The organism is Micromonospora sp. AKA38, from assembly GCF_027925725.1.
Lineage (GTDB): Bacteria > Actinomycetota > Actinomycetes > Mycobacteriales > Micromonosporaceae > Micromonospora.
The window spans coordinates 628,967-647,192 of sequence record NZ_BNEI01000003.1 but is presented as its reverse complement, the minus strand read 5'-3'; the positions used below and the strand labels follow the sequence as shown (position 1 = coordinate 647,192).

The following is an 18,226-nucleotide window of genomic DNA, read 5'->3' as shown; positions in this document are numbered from 1 at the left end:
TCGCGCGCCAACTCCTTGATCAACGGGGAAGGGGAAGGGGAACCGTGCCGGTGGGGGAGGGCGGGGTGGGGGACCGCGTATCCTTGGGCATCATGAGTGCCCCGTCGACGACGCCGCGCCCGGTCGCGGCCAATTCCGTGTGGCCCCGGCTGGAGCCGCTGCTGCCCCAGGTGACCAAGCCCATCCAGTACGTCGGGGGCGAGTTGGGCGCGGTGGTCAAGGACTGGGACGCGGCGACCGTCCGCTGGGCGCTGATGTACCCGGACGCCTACGAGGTGGGGCTGCCCAACCAGGGCGTGCAGATTCTCTACGAGGTGCTCAACGAGCTGCCCGACGTGCTCGCCGAGCGTACGTACGCGGTCTGGCCGGACCTGGAGGCGCTGATGCGCGCCCACGGGGTTCCGCAGTTCACCGTCGACGCGCACCGCGCGGTACGTGACTTCGACGTGTTCGGCGTCTCGTTCTCCACCGAGCTGGGCTACACCAACCTGCTCACCGCGATCGACCTGGCCGGCATTCCGCTGCTCGCCGCCGACCGCACCGACGCCGACCCGGTGATCGTGGCCGGTGGGCACGCCGCGTTCAACCCGGAGCCGATCGCCGACTTCGTCGACGCCGCGGTGCTCGGCGACGGCGAGGAGGCGGTGCTGGAGATCACCGCCATCGTCCGGGAGTGGAAGGCCGAGGGCTCCCCGGGCGGCCGGGACGAGCTGCTGCTGCGGCTGGCCCGCACCGAGAGCGTCTACGTGCCGCGCTTCTACGACGTCGACTACCTGCCCGACGGTCGGATCCAGCGGGTCGTGCCGAACCGCCCGGACGTGCCGTTCCGGGTGCACAAGCGCACCACCATGGATCTGGACGCCTGGCCGTACCCGAAGAAGCCGCTGGTCCCGCTCGCCGAGACGGTCCACGAGCGGTACGCGGTGGAGATCTTCCGGGGCTGCACGCGGGGCTGCCGGTTCTGCCAGGCCGGCATGATCACCCGCCCGGTGCGGGAGCGCTCGATCACCACGGTCGGCCAGATGGTGCAGCAGGGGTTGGAGTTCTCCGGCTTCCACGAGGTGGGCCTGCTGTCGTTGTCGTCGGCCGACCACTCCGAGATCGGTGACATGTGCTCCGGCCTGGCCGAGCAGTACGCCGGCACCAACGTCTCGCTGTCGCTGCCGTCGACCCGGGTGGACGCGTTCAACATCGACCTCGCCCAGGAGTTGTCCCGCAACGGGCGGCGGACCGGCCTGACCTTCGCCCCGGAGGGCGGGTCGGAGCGGATCCGCAAGGTGATCAACAAGATGGTGTCGAAGGAAGACCTCATCCGCACCGTGGTCACCGCGTACACCAACGGCTGGCGGCAGGTGAAGCTCTACTTCATGTGCGGCCTGCCCACCGAGACGGACGAGGACGTCCTGGAGATCGCCGACATGGCGCACGAGGTGATCCGGGCCGGCCGTGCGGCCACCGGGTCCAAGGACATCCGCTGCACGGTCTCCATCGGCGGGTTCGTGCCGAAGCCGCACACCCCGTTCCAGTGGGCCTCGATGTCCACGCCCGAGGTCATCGACGGCCGGCTCAAGCTGCTCAAGCAGGCGATCAACAGTGACCGTTCGCTGGGCCGGGCGATCGGCTTCCGCTACCACGACGGCGAGCCGTCGCTGATCGAGGGCCTGCTGTCCCGGGGCGACCGCCGGGTCGGCGCGGTGATCCGCAAGGTCTGGGAGAACGGCGGCCGGTTCGACGGCTGGAGTGAGCACTTCTCGTACCAGCGCTGGGTGGACGCGGCGGCCGAGACGCTGCCGGCGTTCGGGGTGGACCTCGACTGGTACACCACCCGGGAGCGCGAGGAGTTGGAGGTCCTGCCCTGGGACCACCTCGACTCCGGCCTGGACAAGGACTGGCTCTGGCAGGACTGGCAGGACTCGCTGTCCGAGTACGAGCAGGACGACTGCCGCTGGACGCCCTGCTTCGACTGCGGCGTGTGCCCGTCCATGGACACCGAGATCCAGATCGGCCCGACCGGGCGCAAGCTGCTGCCGCTGACGCCGGTCGGCGGGATGCGGCTGCCCGCGGCGGCCCAGGGCTGAGCCCCGCACCGACGTGTGACGGAGCGCGGGAACCCCTCGGGGGCCCGCGCTCCGTCGTGTCACGTGTCGACCGTCGGATGGTCGGGGCGGGGCTGCCCCGGCTGGTGCTTCCTCGATACGCTGCGTCCGTATTGGACCGGCCGGGCCGGTAGCGGGGGAGGACAGCAGCATGGGCATCAAGCCGCCGGACACCGGCGACCTGCACGTCAGCGTCGAGGACCTGGACGCCGCCGCCGACTACGTCGAGCGCCTCAAGCAGTACGTCGACGACACCATCGGCTACGAGATGGAACGCATCAAGGAGCGGATGAAGGGCGACAGCAACAACGCCCAGGCGGTGCCCAACGGCACGCCGTTCGGCGCGTACGAGGACGCGCGGATGCAGTGGGCGGCGCTGACCCGGTCGACGGCCAACATGGAGGCCCATCTCAAGGCCATCTCCAGCAAGCTGGCCGGGCTGAAGAAGGGCACCGAGGACATCGCGAAGGCGTTCCGCGACGCCGAGGCCCGCAACGCCGCCAACGGCAAGCAGATCGAGCGGCTGCTGGAGTCCGCGGCGCCGCCGCCCGAGGCGGGGCAGCAGCCCACGTACCCGTACCCGGCCTGAGGGAGAGGCGATCATGGCTGGAGGCACCTGGGAGCGCTGCGTCCGGGAGGTGACGCTCGCCGCGGATCCGGAGACGGTCGGGTCGGTCGGCGTCGGCTGGAGCAACCTCTCCGCCGGGCTCGGGCACCTGCGCGACGCGCTTGTCGGGCGCTCGTTCGTCGGTCCGATCGCGTCCGGTCAGGAACGCCCGCACAGCGGCGGTCTTCCCGGGCTGCTGGCCGGCTGGACGGGCAGCGGCGGTGACGCGTACCGCGAGCACCTGGGCGGCATCGGCAAGGACATCGAGGAGCTGATCACCCACGCCAGTGACGTCAGCGGCGCGCTGTCGCGGATCGAGGGCGACATCCGCAAGGCGGTGGCCAGCATCCCGATCCCGCTGATGGACGACTTCGGCTGGAACGAGTGGAGCCTGCCCGGCGGCACCGAGCTCGACGACGCCCGCGACGGCGAGAGCCAGTCCGGCTTCCTCGCCTCGCTGCGCAGCGACTACCAGCAGAACCAGTCGCTCTACGCCGACGGCGCGTTCCGCGACAAGGCCGACGACCTCGAGGCGACGATGAGGGTCGACGGCAACGCCGACGACCAGAAGCGTGGTGGCTGGTGGGACACCAAGTCGCACCTGGACAACTGGTACCGGGACAACCAGGAGGCGGCCAACAGGGCGATGTCGCCGCTGCCCGCCGCGGTGGAGACGGAACGCCCGAAGCTGGTCGTGCCCCAGCCCTCGGCCAATGACACGCGTGACGGCTACACGCCCGACAACCGCGTCCCGCCGTCCGGTGTGCCCGACACCGGGTTGCCCGGCGGTGGTGGCGGCGGGGGCGGCAAGGTGCCCTCGCTGGGCAGCACCGGCATCGGTGGTGGCGGTGGTGGTTCGTACGGTGGCGGTTCGTTCTCACCGCCGCCCACCACGGGCGGCGTCGATCTCGGCGGCGGTCAGACCGGCGGCGGGTCGTACGTCCCGCCGGTCACCGGTGGCGGCTACCCGGGCTCGGGTGACCACGACTACGGCACCGGCCTGGCCGGCGCGGGCGGGCCGGGCACGATCACGACCGGTGGTCCGGGCAGCGCGTTCGGTGGCGGTGGACCGGGCACCGTCGGTGGCGGTGGCGGGTTCGGCGGTGGTGGCGCCGGGCTGGGCGCCGGTGGTGGTCTCGGCGGCGGTGGTGTCGGCGCGGCCGGCGGGCTGGGCGTGGGTGCGCTGCCCGGCCTGGTCGGCGGCGGCAACGGCAAGGTCCCGCCGCTGACCAGCGCCGCCAGCGCGCTCCGCAACGCGACCGGCGCGGGTGCCGGCGGGGGCATGATGGGCGGCGGGATGATGGGCGGGCACGGCGGCGCCGGGCACGGCGGCGGCGGTGCCGAGCACTCGTCGTGGTTGACTGAGGACGACGATCCGTGGGGTGCCGGTGACAGTGCGTCCCCGGGCGTCCTGCGATGAGGACGGACGGATGAGGGCGCACGTCGCCGCGCTCCGGCCGGTGGCGGCCGGACTGCTGGCCGGCCTGATGGTGCTGGGCGCGGCCCAGCCGGCGCCGGCCGCGCCGCGCCGGGCCGAGCAGTGGTACCTCGACGAGCTGCGCATCGACCGGGCGCATCGGATCTCCACCGGGCGCGGGGTGGTGGTCGGCGTGGTGGACACCGGCGTCGACGCCACCCATCCGGCGCTGCGCGGTCGCGTGCTGCCCGGCGACCGCAGCTACGGCGCCCGGGGCGACGGCCGGGAGGACCCGGACGGCCACGGCACGCACATGGCCGGCATCATCTCGGCGGCGAACGTCGGCGACGGCGTGGACGGCATCGCGCCGGACGCCCGGATCCTGCCCATCAAGCAGGAGCCCGGCCCGGGAACCGTGCCCGACGGCGCGTCCGCCCTGGGCATCCGGATGGCGGTCGACGGTGGCGCGACGGTGCTCAACCTCTCCTTCGGCCGGGCCGGCGCGCCCGACCCGGACGAGGAGGAGGCGATCCGGTACGCGCTGGCGCGCGACGTCGTCGTGGTCGCCGCCGGCGGCAACCGCAAGGCGGGCGACGTGGACATCGCCTCGCCGGCCCGGATCCCCGGCGTGATCGCGGTGACCGGCACCACCCGGGGCGGCGGCTTCTGGTCCGGCTCCGCCCAGGGCCCGGAGGCGGTGGTCGCCGCGCCGGCGGACGGGATCTACAACGCCGGCCGCGACCACGGCTACGGCTGGGGTGACGGCACCTCCGACTCCAGCGCCATCGTCTCCGGTGTCGCGGCGTTGATCCGTTCGAAGTACCCGCAGCTCTCCGCGTCCGACGTGATCAACCGGATCATCCGCACCGCCCAGGACGCCGGCCCGTCGGGCCGGGACCCGCAGTTCGGCTTCGGCCGGATCGACCCGGTGGCGGCGCTCACCGCGGACGTGCCGTCGGTCTCGGCGAACCCGCTGCTCGACCTGGCCTCGGCGAGCGCGGCTGCGCCGCGGACGGCCGAGGACGACGACTTCGACGTGACGAAGTACGGCGACCGCGGCGGCCCCACCGACCAGCAGGTGCTGGTGATCGGCATCGGCCTCGCGGTGGCCCTGGTGGTGCTGCTGGCGCTCGTGGTGTTCCTGATCTGGAACCGGCGCCGGCACCGACGTGAGCTGGCCCGGGTGGCGCAGCTCCCGGACGACGCGCTCGACCGGCTGGGCGGCCCCACCCCGGCCGGCGACCGTCGCCCCTGACCCACCCCACCGTAGAGGGGGTGGTGGGGGTGGGTGTGGGGGGCGGTGCGGGCTGCGCCAGGATGGGACGGACACGCGCAGGCACAGCCGAGGAGTTCACGATCGCCAGAAAGCCTCAACCCGAGGGCGGCCAGGCGCCCGTCGTCCAGCGGGTCCGCATCCGGTACGCCAAGCGTGGACCGCTGCGGTTCACCTCGCACCGGGACTTCGCCCGAGCCTTCGAGCGCGCGTTGCGCCGTGCCGGCGTGCCGATCGCGTTCTCCCAGGGCTTCACCCCGCACCCCAAGATCTCGTACGCCTCCGCGGCGCCGACCGGCGTGGCCAGCGAGGCCGAGTACCTGGAGATCGGCCTGCGTGAACCGGTCGACCCGGAGCGCCTCCGTGCCGCTCTGGACGCCGCGCTCTCGCCCGGGCTCGACGTGCTCGACGCGGTCGAGGCGTCCGGTGGCAGCCTGGCCGACCGGATCGAGGCGTCGTACTGGCGGATCGAGCTGCCCGAGGTCGATCCGGACGTGCTCCGGGCCGCCGTGGCGGCGTTCACCGCCGCCGAGGAGATCCAGGTCGAGCGGATGACCAAGCAGGGGCGGCGGACGTTCGACGCCCGCGCTGCCGTGATCGCCATCGATGCGCTGGTGCCGGCTGAGACGCCTTCCGGAGCGGCGACCGTACCGTGTGCGATACTCGAACTGGTCGTGCGGCAGGTCACCCCGTCCGTGCGACCCGATGACGTCCTTTCCGGCCTCCGCGTGGTGGCCGACCTGGAGCCGCCGGTCACCCCGAAGGTGATCCGGCTGGCGCAGGGCACGCTGACCGCGCAGGGCGAGATCGTCGATCCGTTGGACGCGGATCGCGACGGGGCAGCCATCGGAGGGCACTGACCGACGGTCAGCGCTCTGGCAGGCAGACTTCGGCGGTCGCGCACCTGCGCGCCCGGCGGAAACACCTTTGCGGCAACCCTGCGTGGCAGCGCTCAACCGCGCCCGGGGCAGCCAGAACTGGAGAACGTCCATGCTCGAGAACGAGCCCGAGGGCGGCGAACGGACCGGCGCCGAGCCGGCCGACCCGACCGCCACCAGCAGCACCGACGGCGTCGCCGAGGTGAAGCCGCCGCCCCGCAAGCGGGCCAGCCGGCGCAAGGCCGCGCCGCTCAACCAGCCGGAGCAGACCGACGCGCCGGTCGAGGCGTCCGCCGCGGCCACCGGCAGCGGCGAGTCGCCGCAGGCCGAGGTGTTCGCGCCGGTGGCCGGTGAGTTGGAGGCCGCGCCGAAGACCACCCGCCGGCGCCGGAAGGCGACCCCGGCGAAGGCGGTCGAGGAGCCGGTGGCCGCTGCCGAGGTGCAGGCCACCTCGGACGAGGTGGTACCGCCGGTCAAGGTCACCCGGACCCGCCGCCGCAAGGCCACCCCACCCGCCGCCGAGCCGATGCCGGCCGCCGAGTCGCCGACCGAGGCGCCCGCCGAGGCCGCCGGGCCGCCGACCGCGTCGACCGAGGCGCCCACCGGGCCGTCGGCCGCGCCGGTCGAGCCGGCCGCCGAGGCCACCGGCCCGTCGGTCGAGCCGGCCACCGGGCCGTCGGGCGGTGCCGTGGTCGACGGACCGGTCTCGGTCCCGGGTGGCGCGGGCGAGATCGCCGAGGGGCGGGCCCCGCTCGACGAGGACGCGCTCGACGGGGACGCGGTCGGCGAGGACGCCGTGGACGAGCCCACCCCGGGCGAGGGCGCCACCCGGTCCCGTACCCGCGGGACCGCAGGCGAGGGTGGTGCGCGGTCGCGTGCCGGCGGGCGGCGCGCGTCCCGGCGTACCGATGAGGTTGACCTGGCCCGGGCCGGCGGGCCCGCGGACGCCACCGGCGTGGTGTCGACCGGCGCCGCGGTGCCGGGTGTGGCGGACGAGCCGGCGGCCGAGGAGCGGCCGGCCACCGGCCGCCGGCGTCGCGCGGCACTCTCCGCGCCCACCGTCCTGTTCATGCCCCCGCAGCCCGAGGAGGCCCCGGCGGTCCGGGTCACCTACCCGGCCGTCGAGGAGGCGGCGGAGGAGCCGGTCGAGACCGGTCGCCGTCGCCGTCGTGGCCGGCGGGAGGCCGAGCCGGTGGCGGCCGAGATCGAGCCCGAGGCCGTCGAGGAGGAGGAGCCGGCCGCCGAGGCGGACGAGTCCGCCGACGCCGAGGACGACGACGACACCGCCGAGGGTCGCCGCCGCCGTCGTCGTGGTCGCCGGGGCCGTGGCCGGGGCAAGGGCGGCGCCGACGAGGCCGACGAGGACGAGACCGGTACGGCGGAGCCGGCCGACGCGGAGGCCGAGGAGAGCGACGAGGAGGCCGAGGGCGACGGGATGACCCGTCGCCGCCGTCGGCGTCGTCGCCGGGGCGCGGGTGAGGCGGAGACCACGGCCGAGGACGGCGTGCCCACCGTCGTCAAGATCCGTGAGCCGCGCAAGGCGGTCGACGAGGTGCAGGGCGTCTCCGGGTCGACCCGGCTGGAGGCCAAGCGGCAGCGCCGCCGGGACGGCCGCGAGCAGCGGCGCACCCGGCCGCCGATCCTGAGCGAGTCGGAGTTCCTGGCCCGCCGCGAGGCGGTCGACCGGACGATGGTGGTGCGCCAGCGTGGCGACCGCACCCAGATCGCGGTGCTCGAGGACGGCGTGCTGGTCGAGCACTACGTGACCCGCAACTCGTCCGGCACGATGGCCGGCAACGTCTACCTCGGCAAGGTGCAGAACGTCCTGCCGAGCATGGAGGCGGCCTTCGTCGACATCGGGCGCGGGCGCAACGCCGTGCTGTACGCCGGCGAGGTCAACTGGGACGCCACCGGCCTGGAGGGCCGGGCCCGCTCGATCGAGCAGGCGCTGCGCTCCGGCGACCCGGTGCTGGTGCAGGTCACCAAGGACCCGATCGGGCACAAGGGCGCGCGGCTCACCAGCCACGTCGCGCTCTCCGGCCGGCACCTGGTCTACGTGCCCAACGGCAACGCCTCCGGGATCAGCCGCAAGCTGCCGGACACCGAGCGCAAGCGGCTGCGGGACATCCTCAAGAAGCTGGTGCCGGACGGCGCCGGGGTGATCGTCCGGACCGCGGCGGAGGGCGCCAGCGAGGACGAGCTGGCCCGGGACGTCAAGCGGCTCCAGGCGCAGTGGGACGACATCCAGGCCAAGGCTGCCTCCGGTGGTGCCCCGGTGCTGCTCTACGAGGAGCCGGACCTGGTCATCCGCGTGGTCCGGGACCTCTTCAACGAGGACTTCCGCGAGCTGGTCATCGAGGGCGAGTCGGCGTACGACGTGGTCGAGTCGTACCTGTCGCACGTCTCCCCGGACCTGGTGGCGCGGCTGCGCCGGCACGCCGGCGTCACCGACGTGTTCGCCGAGTACCGGATCGACGAGCAGATCCTCAAGGGGCTGGACCGGAAGGTCTTCCTGCCCTCCGGCGGGTCGCTGGTGATCGACCGGACCGAGGCGATGACCGTCGTCGACGTCAACACCGGCAAGTACACCGGCTCCGGCGGCAACCTGGAGGAGACGGTCACCCGCAACAACCTGGAGGCGGCCGAGGAGATCGTGCGCCAGTTGCGGCTGCGCGACCTCGGCGGCATCGTGGTGATCGACTTCATCGACATGGTGCTGGAGTCGAACCGGGAGCTGGTGCTGCGTCGGCTCACCGAGTGCCTGGGTCGGGACCGCACCAAGCACCAGGTCACCGAGATCACCTCGCTGGGCCTGGTGCAGATGACCCGCAAACGCATCGGCGCGGGCCTGCTGGAGGCGTTCAGCGAGACCTGCGAGTGCTGCAAGGGCCGGGGCGTGGTGATCCACACCGAGCCGGTGCCGGAGAAGCCGCGTGCCGGTGGCGCGGGGGAGAAGGTCAAGGCGGTCGCCTCGGCGGTCGCGCCGGCCGAGGAGAAGGGCCGTCGCCGGGGTCGCAAGGCCGCGGCGGAGAAGCCCGCCGTGGAGGCCGCGGCGGAGCCGCCGGCCGCCGCCGCGCCGGAGCGGACCGTCGTCGAGGTGGCCGAGTCCGCCGACGACTACTACGACACCCAGGGCTACGACCTGTCCCGGTTCGAGACCGAGACGCCGGCCGCCCCGGCGGTCGCGGACAGCCAGGAGGGCGACTCGGCCCGACTCGCGGCGGCTGACGACCCGGACGCGATCGGCGACGGCGACAGCGACGACGAGGGCGCCGACGGCGGCTCGTCGCGGCGGCGGTCCCGCCGTGGCGGCGCCCGGCGGCGTACCCGGCCGTGAGCCGCTGACCTGCGTGGCGTTTGACAGGGCCCCTGGTCCGGCAACAGAGTGCCGGGAGCAGGGGCCCTGCCGTTTCCCGTCGACCCCCGGTCGGGCCGGCCGCGCCCCGGAGGGAGGAGACATGCGCCGGGTGTTCGCGGTCACCGCGTTGACCGGACTGCTGCTGGTCGGGTCGGGCTGCGCCGAACGGACCGACCCGTTCTCGGTGGGCTTCGCCTCACCGGCCCCGGCGGCCACGTCGCCCACTCCCGCCCCGACCGTCACCGGCGACGCGGGCGTCTGTGCCCGCGCGAAGCAGGCCGGGTCCGTGGCCGTCCAGACGTACGTGCAGAAGCTGGCGGAGATGCTGCGGGCGGGCGGCACCGGGGACCGGGGCACGGAGAAGGCCGCCCGGCGGGACGCGGAGGCCGCGCTGGCGGGCTGGCGGGACGTGCTGCGGGAGCAGTCCGGGCGGGCCACCGACCCGCGCCTGCGGACGCTGCTGGCGGACCTGGCCACCGAGGTGGGCGGGCTCGGCACCGACGTGCGGAAGATCGACGAGACCGCGTTCGACCGGCTCCAGCAGCGGCTCGACCAGCTCTGCCCGGCGTGACCGGCAGCCCGGTTTGGGCGGCGGACCGGGTATGGCGTACTCTTGCCTGCGGCGCACTTTGGTGTGCCTAGTTCCCGCGCGCCCGCGCCGCCGGTGTCACGGCTCCCGGCGAGACGCCGTGGGAACGACCCGCCGGCAACGGTGGGAAAAGACGCCAGCAGCCTCAACGACAGGGAGTGCGCCTCCGATGTACGCGATCGTCAAGACCGGCGGCAAGCAGTACAAGGTCGCCGAGGGCGACGTGATCGAGGTCGAGAAGCTCACCGGTGCCCCCGGTGACGCGGTGAAGCTCACCGCGGTGCTCCTCGTCGACGGTGACGACCTGGTGACCGACGCGGCGAAGCTCGCCAAGGTCGCGGTGTCCGGCGAGATCGCCGCGCACACCAAGGGCCCGAAGATCCGGATCCACAAGTTCAAGAACAAGACCGGCTACCACAAGCGTCAGGGTCACCGGCAGCCGCTGACCCAGATCAAGGTGACCGGCATCTCCAACAGCGGGAAGTAGGTCGTCGGAAATGGCTCACAAAAAGGGTGCGTCCAGCTCGCGTAACGGTCGCGACTCCGCGGCCCAGCGGCTCGGCGTGAAGCGCTTCGGTGGTCAGGTCGTCAGCGCGGGTGAGATCCTCATCCGTCAGCGTGGCACCAAGTTCCACCCCGGTGACCTGGTCGGCCGTGGCGGCGACGACACGCTGTTCGCGCTGTCCGCCGGTTCGGTGCAGTTCGGCACCAAGCGCGGTCGCAAGACCGTCAGCATCGTGCCTCAGCAGTAGTTCGAAGCCGAAGCGGGCCGCGGACCTCGGGTCCCGGCCCGCTTCGGCTTTCCACGTGCGGGGCGGACCCCGCTGGAAGGATTGGCGTCGTGACGACGTTCGTTGACCGGGTCGTCCTGCACATGCAGGCCGGCGACGGCGGGCACGGCTGTGTCTCGATCCACCGGGAGAAGTTCAAGCCCTTCGGTGGCCCGGACGGCGGCAACGGCGGCCATGGGGGCAGCGTGTCGCTGGTGGTCGACCCGCAGGTCACCACGCTGCTCGACTTCCACTTCCGGCCGCACCTGAAGGCCGACAACGGCAAGGGCGGGGCCGGCTCGAACCGGGACGGCGCCAACGGCCGCGACCTGGTGATCAAGGTGCCGAACGGCACCGTGGTGCAGACCCTGGACGGCGAGGTGCTGGCCGACCTGGTCGGGGTGGGCACCACCTTCGAGGCGGCCCGCGGTGGCCGGGGCGGCCGGGGCAACGCCTCGCTGGCCAACGCCCGCCGCAAGGCGCCGGGCTTCGCCGAGCTGGGTGAGCCCGGCGACAGGCTCGACGTGGTGCTGGAGCTGAAGAGCGTCGCCGACGTCGGCCTGGTCGGGTTCCCGTCCGCCGGGAAGTCCTCGCTGATCTCGGTGATCTCGGCCGCCAAGCCGAAGATCGCCGACTACCCGTTCACCACGCTGGTGCCCAACCTGGGCGTGGTGCGGGTGGACAACCACACGTTCACCGTCGCGGACGTGCCCGGCCTGATCCCGGGCGCCGCCACCGGCAAGGGGCTGGGCCTGGAGTTCCTCCGCCACGTCGAGCGGTGTGCCGTGCTGGTGCACGTGGTCGACACCGCGACGCTGGAGCCGGGCCGCGACCCGCTCGCCGACATCGACGCCATCGAGTCGGAGCTGGCCCAGTACGGCGGGCTGGCCGACCGGCCCCGGCTGGTCGCGCTGAACAAGGTCGACGTGCCGGACGGGAAGGACCTCGCCGACATCGTCCGCCCCGACCTGGAGGCCCGCGGCTTCCGCGTCTTCGACGTCTCCAGCGCCACCCGCGAGGGCCTGCGCGAGCTGACGTACGCGATGGCCCAGGTGGTCGACGAGGGCCGCCGCGCCGTTCCGGACGTGGAGCCGACCCGGGTCGTGCTCCGCCCGAAGGCGGTCGACGACGCCGGTTTCACCATCGAGGCCGAGCCGGACGGCTCCTACACCGTCCGGGGCAGCCGGCCGGAACGCTGGGTGAAGCAGACGAACTTCGACAACGACGAGGCGGTGGGCTTCCTGGCCGACCGGCTGGCCCGGCTGGGCGTCGAGGAGAAGCTGGCCAAGGCCGGCGCGCAGGCCGGCGACCTGGTGCGGATCGGCGAGCGCGAGTTCGACTGGCAGCCGACGCTCTACGCGGGCGTCGACTTCGTGCCCGGCAACCGGGGCACCGACGTGCGGTTGGAGGACACGTCGACGCGTCCCTCCGCCTCGGACCGGTTGGCCGCTCGCAAGGCCCGCCGGCAGCGACCGGAGGACGAGGTCGAGGCGGCCCCGGCGGCGGAACCGGACGACGACTAGTCCGGTCGTGTCCGTGTCGGGGACCTCGGCCGGAAACCTTCGCGAAATCCGGTCGACCTACCGTGACGGGATGCTGATCGAATGCCGGCCCGCCACCGATCCGGAGGTCGCGGCGCTCGTCGTGGCCCAGCAGCGTGAGCTGCGGGACGCCGACGGCGGGCTGGACGGGCAGGTCACCGTCACCCACTCCGACATTCGTTACCTGGCGGCCGTGGTCGGCGGCCGGGCGGTCGGCTGCGGCGGTCTCCAGGCGCTCGACGCCGACACCGGCGAGCTGAAGCGGATGTACGTCCGGCCGGCGTACCGGGGGCGCGGCATCGCCCGGCAGTTGCTGCTCGCGCTGGAGGAACTGGCCTTCCGGCAGGGGCACCGGACGGTGTGCCTGGAGACCGGCACCTACCTGCCGGCCGCCATCGGGCTCTACCGGTCCAGCGGCTACCAGCCGATCCCGGTGTACGGCGAGTACGTCGACAACCCGTACAGCGTCTGCTTCGCCAAGCACCTCCCGGTGGCGGCGTAAGGAGGGGCACCTCATTAACGCCTGGCGTCGAGAAGGGGCCCCTTCTCACACACCGCTCGGGCGTGTCGTGGCTGGTCAGGGCCGGTCGATCGGGATGTCCGGCCGGCCGCCGGCACCCACCTCGTTGTTCAGCAGCAGGCCCGCGGCGAGCATGCCGAAGCCGAGGAACAGGTGCAGCCAGTTGTCGGCGTCGTTGACCGGTACGAAGTTCGCCGTGCTCTCCCGGTCGATGGCGAAGCCGTACAGCCAGAGGACCAGGTAGAGCGCGCCGCCGCCGGCCAGGAACACCCGCGCGCCGGCCAGCCGCCGCGCGGCCAGCAGCCCGACCAGCCCGAAGAGCAGGTGCACCAGGTTGTGCAGCACCGACACCTGGAACAGCCCGAGCAGCTTCGCCCCCGAGTGGTGCCCGGCGAACGCCAGCTCGCCGTAGTGGGTGGTGACGCCCGGGACGAAGCCGAGCACGCCGATCAGTACGAAGACGGCCGCGACCGCGAGCGCGACCTTCTGCACCGTCGGCCGGGCGGACGGGTGTCCGCGCACCTCACGTGCCATCGCTGTCACCCCCGTGGGGCCCACCCGGGGCGGGCCGGCCTCCCCATTCTGTGATCGGGACGGGCCGCTTCCGCAGAGAAATGACGAATCAGGCATGGACCCGACGGCCGAGGGTAGGGCACTTGTCACGCGGAAAGTATTCGCGTGAGCCCCCCGAACACAACCGCTGGGAACGCACGAGCGGAAGGGACACCATGACTCAGGACTTTTCCTCCACGACCGCCACGTACGAGTCGACGAACGGCGGCGGCGTACGCGATCAGGCCCGCCAGGTCGGCTCCGACGCCGCAAGCGCGGGCGGCGCGGTCGCGCAGACCGCCAAGGAGCAGGGCCGGGAGGTGGTGGGCGAGGCCAAGCGGCAGGCCCGTGACCTCTACGGCGAGACCCGTAACCAGGTCACCGCGCAGGCCGGCCAGCAGCAGCAGCGGGCCGCCAGCGGCCTGCGGTCGCTGGCCGACGAGATGCGGTCGATGGCGCAGCAGGGCGGCGGCTCCGGGCCGGTCACCGAGCTGGCCCACCAGGCGGCCGAGCGGGTGCACGGCGTGGCCGGCTGGCTGGAGCAGCGCGAGCCGGGTGACCTGCTCAACGAGGTGAAGAGCTACGCCCGCCGTAACCCGGGCACGTTCCTGGTCGGCGCCGCGCTGCTGGGCGTGGTCGCCGGCCGGCTGACCCGGAACATCGCCGCCGTGGGCAACGACGACAGCGGCGTCCGTCCGGCCTACGACCCGGACCGGACCGCGGTCATCCCGACCATGCCGGCCGTGCCGACCCAGCCGGCCGGTGGCTACCTCGACCCGACGCCGGGCACCTACGCCGAGCCGGACCCGGGCTACTCCGCGCCGGGCGCGACCTACCCGGCCGGCGGCGCCCCGAACACCTGGGCCGACCCGGCCGGCGGCACCGGCCAGCCGCTGCCGCCGCCGAGCCACACCGACCCGCTGCCGGGCGTGCCGTCGACCGGCGCTCCGCGCCCGTGAGCGGCCGGGCCGGCAGAAGGGAGACCACGGCATGACCGTGCCGACGCAGGACCCCGGCTACCAGGCCGCGGGCGCGCCGCACCACGCCGACGAGGTACGCGGCAGCTCGATCGGGCAGTTGATGAGCCAGGTCACCGGCGACCTCTCCACCTTGATGCGCCAGGAGGTCGAGCTGGCCAAGGCCGAGATCCGCCAGGAGGGCAAGAAGGCGGGCAAGGCCGCCGGCCTCTACGGCGGCGCCGGCTTCGGCGGCTACATGGTGGCGCTCTTCGTCTCCGTCGCGGTGTGGCAGTTCCTCGACAACGTCATGGACTCCGGCCTGGCCGCGCTCATCGTGGCGGTGGTGTGGGCCGCGATCGCGGCGGTCCTCTACTCGAAGGCCAAGAAGAACGCCGAGCAGATCCGTGGCCTGAAGCAGACCAACGACAGCGTCCAGCGCATCCCGGACGCACTCAAGCCGCACCCGGAGGGAGTCACCCGATGAGCACCGATCCCGACCAGATCCGCCGGGAGATCGAAGCCACCCGCAACAACCTCAGCTCGGACGTGGACGCCCTGGCGTACAAGGTCAGCCCGAGCCGCATCGTCGACGACCGCAAGCAGCGCGTCCGCAGCGCGCTGACCAACGTGAAGGACAAGGTGATGGGAACCGCTTCCGACCTCGGCCACAGCACCGGCCACGCCGCGCACTCGGTGGGCGACCATGCCTCCTCGGCCGCGTCCACGGTCAGCGACAAGGCGCACTCCGCCGCCGCCACGGTGGGCGACGCGGCGCACCGGGCACCGCAGGTCGTGCGGCAGAAGTCCCAGGGCAACCCGATCGCCGCCGGCGTGATCGCGTTCGGCGTCGGCATGCTGGTCTCCTCGCTGATCCCGGCCACCCGCCGCGAGCAGGAGCTCGCCGCGCAGGTCAAGGAGAAGGCGACCGAGCACAGCGGCGTCGTCAAGGAGAAGCTGGGTGAGGTCGCCAACGAGCTGAGGGACGAGCTGCGCGAGCCGGCCCAGCACGCCGCCGAGTCGGTGCGCTCCACCGCGCAGGACGCCGTGCACGCGGTCAAGGACGACGGCCGCAGCGCCGCCCAGGACGTGCGGGAGAGCGCCCACCAGGCGCGCTCCTGACCGCAGTCTGCCAAGCGGGGGCCCCTGCTGTCGCTCAGGCGTCAACAAGGGCCCCCGCTTTCGCATGTCTCGACCCAGCGGGTCAGATCGTCGGGGCGGTGGCGGGTGGCCAGCCGCCGCAGGGCACGGGTGCTGTGGGCCGCCGTCCGCAGGCGGCTGCCCGCGTAGGGCACCCCGCCGCGCAGCCGCCGGCCCACCGCCAGCCAGGCGCACACGCCGCGCTCCAGCACCCAGGCGGGCGCCGCGAGCGTGGTGTGCGCCGGGAAGACCCGGGCCCCGCCGGCCCGTCGCCGGCCCAGCTCCGCCACCGCGACCGTGACCAGCCCGGCCCGCACCAGCAGCCCCGGACGGCGGGCGGCGAGCGCGACCGCCGTGGCCGGTAGCACCGCCAGCGCGGCCAGCAGCCACGCCGGCCGGGCCGTCTCGTCGTACGCCTGGCGCACCCGCTGCCCGAGGAAGTGCCCGGCGGTGGGCGGCAGTCGCCGCACGTACAGCCAGGCCGGGGTGGCCGTGCTGCCGCCGTACGCGCGGACGGTCCGCACCAGCTCCAGGTTCTCGAAGAGCACGTCCGGGTCGTAGCCGCCCATCGCCAGGAAGGTGCTCCGGCGCAGCGCCAGCGTGCCCGGCCAGTCCCCGCCGAACACCCGGGCGAGCAGCGTCCGTCCGGTGTCCCACCAGGCGTGCCAGGGCAGCGGGGCGAAGTGGTTCTGCGGCCGGACCAGGTCCACCCGGTCGAGCAGGTCGTGCACCGCGCGCAACGCCGACAGGTCGTACCGGACGTCGTCGTCGGCGATCACCACGTGCTCGTGCCGGGCCAGCGCGACGCCGGTGAGCACCCCGAGCGCCTTGCCGTTGCGCCCGCGCAGCGCGGGATCCGGCGGGACGTGCCGGACCAGCCCCCGCCAGGCGTCCGCGTGCCGGGCGAACAGCTCCGGTGGCGAGCCGTCGACCACCACCACGTCCACCCGGCGGCGCAGCTCACGCAGGTAGCCGGTCAGCTCGTCGAGACCGTGGTCGTCGGCGGCGCGCAGCGGCAGGACGTACGCCATCGGAAGCCGGTCCGGCGCGGACGCCGCGACGGACCGGCCGGGGTGCGGCAGCGGTGGAACGGTCGCTCGGGTCACGTCGCCTCCGGTCGGGTCGGGTCCCGCGAGTGCCCGCGGCGCGGCCCCTGAAACCGCTCCGGTGCTCCCGCGCCCGACCGCGACGGGGCGCGCGACCCGCTCAGCCGGCCGGCCGCACCCCGTCGACGACCAGCCCACTGGGCGGCAGCGTCGGCATCGCGCCGAGGTCGAGCGCCAGGTCCTGCGGCGGGACGCGGTAGCTCATCGCGCCGGTCAGGTTGGCCACCGCCCGCTTCATCAACTCGATCGTGATCCACTCGCCGGCGCAGCGGTGACCCGTGTCGTGGTCGCCGCCGCCCTGCGGGACCAGACCGAACGGGTCGTCCCGCCAACCGGCGAAGCGCTCCGGCCGGAACCGCTCCGGCTCCGGCCACAGCTCCGGGTGGTGGTTGGTGCCGTACAGGTCGAGCAGGACCCGGCGGCCCTGCGGGAACGCGTACCCCCGCCACTCGAACGAGCGGCGCACCCGCGCGGCGGCCAGCGGGAAGAACGGGTAGTAGCGGCGGACCTCCTGCACGAACTGCTCGGTCGCGTCGTCGTCGCCGCGTACCCGGTCGCGCCAGTGCGGGTGGTCGTGCAGCGCCAGCGCGGCGAAGACCACGTACCGGTCCACCGCGACCGTGGGGCGCAGCACGTTGAGCAACTCCACCGCGGCGATCCGGCGGGGCAGCGGCTGGCCGCGTTCGTCCCGGTGCTCGGCGACGATCCGCAGCGCGCTGCCCTCGGGCGCCGGCAGCGCGCCCGAGCGGACCCGCTCGACCAGCGCGCCGGCCCAGCGTTCGGCCCGGCGGCGGCCGATCAGGCCGCGCCAGTGCTTCGGGCCCAGCACCGCCGGTCCCTCGATCATGGCGTGCATCTCGGCGGTGCGGCGGCGCACGTCGGCCTCGGCCAGCGGCACTCCGGCCCAGGCCCAGACCGCGCGGGTCAGCAGCCGGCCCATCTCGTCGTAGAGCACCAGCGGCCCGTGTTCCGCCCAGACCGGGATCCGGGCCCGCCACTCGTCGTCGAAGAGCTGCCCGAGTCGCCGGACCGCGGCCGGCGTCATCATCGACATGAACATCGCCTTGCGGGCGCGGTGCGCCGCCCCGTCGAGGCCCTGGACGCCACCCACCCCGGTCAGCGTGCGCTGGCCGCGCATCGGCGTGGCGCCACGCCTGACGAACCGCTCCTCGTCGTAGAACAGCTCGGCGGCCTCCCGGCCGCGCAGGCAGATGGTCGGCTCCAGCAGCAGCCGGGTCTGCACGACGTCGGAGCCCAGCCGGTCGCAGCGGGCGCCGACGAAGCGGTAGCCCTCCCGGAAGTAGGCCAGCGTGCTGTCCAAGCTCCGGTCGCTCGGCACGGTGCTCATCTCGGTTGCTCCTGACCCGGCTCGGCGACCCTGCGCGATCTGCGCTTCCTGGACCCTGCGCGGTCTGCGCTACCT

17 protein-coding genes are annotated in these 18,226 nt (G+C 73.7%); 14 read left to right on the top strand and 3 right to left on the bottom strand.

All coding sequences use genetic code 11. The features are described 5' to 3' along the window. Positions 1-92: 92 nt before the first annotated feature. From TPA0908_RS11465 to TPA0908_RS11415, 11 genes are all read left to right on the top strand, one after another. Complete coding sequence (locus TPA0908_RS11465; protein WP_281937273.1) at positions 93-2,078, top strand: TIGR03960 family B12-binding radical SAM protein; 1,986 nt, start codon at positions 93-95, stop codon at positions 2,076-2,078. 169 nt (positions 2,079-2,247) lie between these two features. Further along, a complete protein-coding gene (locus tag TPA0908_RS11460) occupies positions 2,248-2,685 on the top strand; it encodes a hypothetical protein (protein ID WP_281937272.1) in 438 nt (145 codons plus the stop codon). A gap of 13 nt (positions 2,686-2,698) precedes the next feature. Next, entirely contained in the window at positions 2,699-4,123 is a 1,425-nt protein-coding gene (locus tag TPA0908_RS11455; RefSeq protein ID WP_281937271.1) for a hypothetical protein, read from the top strand. 10 nt (positions 4,124-4,133) lie between these two features. After that, complete coding sequence (gene mycP / locus TPA0908_RS11450) at positions 4,134-5,375, top strand: type VII secretion-associated serine protease mycosin (protein ID WP_281937270.1); 1,242 nt, start codon at positions 4,134-4,136, stop codon at positions 5,373-5,375. Between the two features lie 62 nt (positions 5,376-5,437). Next, entirely contained in the window at positions 5,438-6,253 is an 816-nt protein-coding gene (locus TPA0908_RS11445; RefSeq protein WP_281937268.1) for a TIGR03936 family radical SAM-associated protein, read from the top strand. A 130-nt stretch (positions 6,254-6,383) separates the two neighbouring features. Next, positions 6,384-9,608 carry an Rne/Rng family ribonuclease gene (locus tag TPA0908_RS11440; protein ID WP_281937265.1) on the top strand — a complete coding sequence of 1,075 codons (3,225 nt, stop codon included), beginning with the start codon at positions 6,384-6,386 and terminating at the stop codon, positions 9,606-9,608. Between the two features lie 121 nt (positions 9,609-9,729). Further along, entirely contained in the window at positions 9,730-10,200 is a 471-nt protein-coding gene (locus TPA0908_RS11435; protein ID WP_281937263.1) for a hypothetical protein, read from the top strand. A gap of 187 nt (positions 10,201-10,387) precedes the next feature. Then, positions 10,388-10,705 (top strand): 50S ribosomal protein L21, encoded by a 318-nt coding sequence (gene rplU, locus TPA0908_RS11430; RefSeq protein ID WP_091072401.1) that lies wholly within the window; start codon positions 10,388-10,390, stop codon positions 10,703-10,705. Between the two features lie 10 nt (positions 10,706-10,715). Continuing rightward, entirely contained in the window at positions 10,716-10,970 is a 255-nt protein-coding gene (gene rpmA / locus TPA0908_RS11425) for a 50S ribosomal protein L27 (RefSeq protein WP_091072397.1), read from the top strand. A gap of 89 nt (positions 10,971-11,059) precedes the next feature. Further along, positions 11,060-12,511 carry a GTPase ObgE gene (gene obgE, locus TPA0908_RS11420; protein WP_281937259.1) on the top strand — a complete coding sequence of 484 codons (1,452 nt, stop codon included), beginning with the start codon at positions 11,060-11,062 and terminating at the stop codon, positions 12,509-12,511. 70 nt (positions 12,512-12,581) lie between these two features. Beyond that, on the top strand, positions 12,582-13,031 hold the full coding sequence (locus tag TPA0908_RS11415; protein ID WP_281937258.1) for a GNAT family N-acetyltransferase: 450 nt from the start codon (positions 12,582-12,584) through the stop codon (positions 13,029-13,031). A gap of 75 nt (positions 13,032-13,106) precedes the next feature. Here the strand turns inward: TPA0908_RS11415 and TPA0908_RS11410 are convergent, their stop codons facing one another. Beyond that, a complete protein-coding gene (locus tag TPA0908_RS11410; RefSeq protein ID WP_281937257.1) occupies positions 13,107-13,583 on the bottom strand; it encodes a DUF4383 domain-containing protein in 477 nt (158 codons plus the stop codon). Positions 13,584-13,777: 194 nt separating this feature from the next. Between TPA0908_RS11410 and TPA0908_RS11405 the strand changes: the two genes are divergently transcribed. The 3 genes from TPA0908_RS11405 to TPA0908_RS11395 are packed head-to-tail and all read left to right on the top strand — an operon-like array spanning position 13,778 to position 15,679. Next, positions 13,778-14,560, top strand: a complete 783-nt coding sequence (locus TPA0908_RS11405) for a hypothetical protein (RefSeq protein ID WP_281937256.1) — start codon at positions 13,778-13,780, stop codon at positions 14,558-14,560. A gap of 31 nt (positions 14,561-14,591) precedes the next feature. Continuing rightward, entirely contained in the window at positions 14,592-15,044 is a 453-nt protein-coding gene (locus TPA0908_RS11400; RefSeq protein WP_107155680.1) for a phage holin family protein, read from the top strand. Further along, positions 15,041-15,679 carry a DUF3618 domain-containing protein gene (locus TPA0908_RS11395; RefSeq protein ID WP_281937255.1) on the top strand — a complete coding sequence of 213 codons (639 nt, stop codon included), beginning with the start codon at positions 15,041-15,043 and terminating at the stop codon, positions 15,677-15,679. Before TPA0908_RS11400 ends, TPA0908_RS11395 begins: the two co-directional genes overlap by 4 nt. A 41-nt stretch (positions 15,680-15,720) precedes the next feature. Here the strand turns inward: TPA0908_RS11395 and TPA0908_RS11390 are convergent, their stop codons facing one another. Beyond that, entirely contained in the window at positions 15,721-16,803 is a 1,083-nt protein-coding gene (locus tag TPA0908_RS11390; RefSeq protein WP_281937253.1) for a glycosyltransferase family 2 protein, read from the bottom strand. A 100-nt stretch (positions 16,804-16,903) separates the two neighbouring features. After that, positions 16,904-18,151 (bottom strand): cytochrome P450, encoded by a 1,248-nt coding sequence (locus tag TPA0908_RS11385; RefSeq protein ID WP_281937251.1) that lies wholly within the window; start codon positions 18,149-18,151, stop codon positions 16,904-16,906. Between the last annotated feature and the right edge of the window lie 75 nt (positions 18,152-18,226).

Excerpts from the sequence above, each read along its gene's own strand:
- TPA0908_RS11465 (WP_281937273.1), top strand. The coding sequence starts at position 93 with ATGAGTGCCCCGTCGACGACGCCGCGCCCGGTCGCGGCCAATTCCGTG.
- TPA0908_RS11460 (WP_281937272.1), top strand. The coding sequence starts at position 2,248 with ATGGGCATCAAGCCGCCGGACACCGGCGACCTGCACGTCAGCGTCGAG.
- TPA0908_RS11455 (WP_281937271.1), top strand. The coding sequence starts at position 2,699 with ATGGCTGGAGGCACCTGGGAGCGCTGCGTCCGGGAGGTGACGCTCGCC.
- mycP (WP_281937270.1), top strand. The coding sequence starts at position 4,134 with ATGAGGGCGCACGTCGCCGCGCTCCGGCCGGTGGCGGCCGGACTGCTG.
- TPA0908_RS11445 (WP_281937268.1), top strand. The coding sequence starts at position 5,438 with ATGGGACGGACACGCGCAGGCACAGCCGAGGAGTTCACGATCGCCAGA.
- TPA0908_RS11440 (WP_281937265.1), top strand. The coding sequence starts at position 6,384 with ATGCTCGAGAACGAGCCCGAGGGCGGCGAACGGACCGGCGCCGAGCCG.
- TPA0908_RS11435 (WP_281937263.1), top strand. The coding sequence starts at position 9,730 with ATGCGCCGGGTGTTCGCGGTCACCGCGTTGACCGGACTGCTGCTGGTC.
- rplU (WP_091072401.1), top strand. The coding sequence starts at position 10,388 with ATGTACGCGATCGTCAAGACCGGCGGCAAGCAGTACAAGGTCGCCGAG.
- rpmA (WP_091072397.1), top strand. The coding sequence starts at position 10,716 with ATGGCTCACAAAAAGGGTGCGTCCAGCTCGCGTAACGGTCGCGACTCC.
- TPA0908_RS11415 (WP_281937258.1), top strand. The coding sequence starts at position 12,582 with ATGCTGATCGAATGCCGGCCCGCCACCGATCCGGAGGTCGCGGCGCTC.
- TPA0908_RS11410 (WP_281937257.1), bottom strand. The coding sequence starts at position 13,583 with ATGGCACGTGAGGTGCGCGGACACCCGTCCGCCCGGCCGACGGTGCAG.
- TPA0908_RS11405 (WP_281937256.1), top strand. The coding sequence starts at position 13,778 with ATGACTCAGGACTTTTCCTCCACGACCGCCACGTACGAGTCGACGAAC.
- TPA0908_RS11400 (WP_107155680.1), top strand. The coding sequence starts at position 14,592 with ATGACCGTGCCGACGCAGGACCCCGGCTACCAGGCCGCGGGCGCGCCG.
- TPA0908_RS11395 (WP_281937255.1), top strand. The coding sequence starts at position 15,041 with ATGAGCACCGATCCCGACCAGATCCGCCGGGAGATCGAAGCCACCCGC.
- TPA0908_RS11385 (WP_281937251.1), bottom strand. The coding sequence starts at position 18,151 with ATGAGCACCGTGCCGAGCGACCGGAGCTTGGACAGCACGCTGGCCTAC.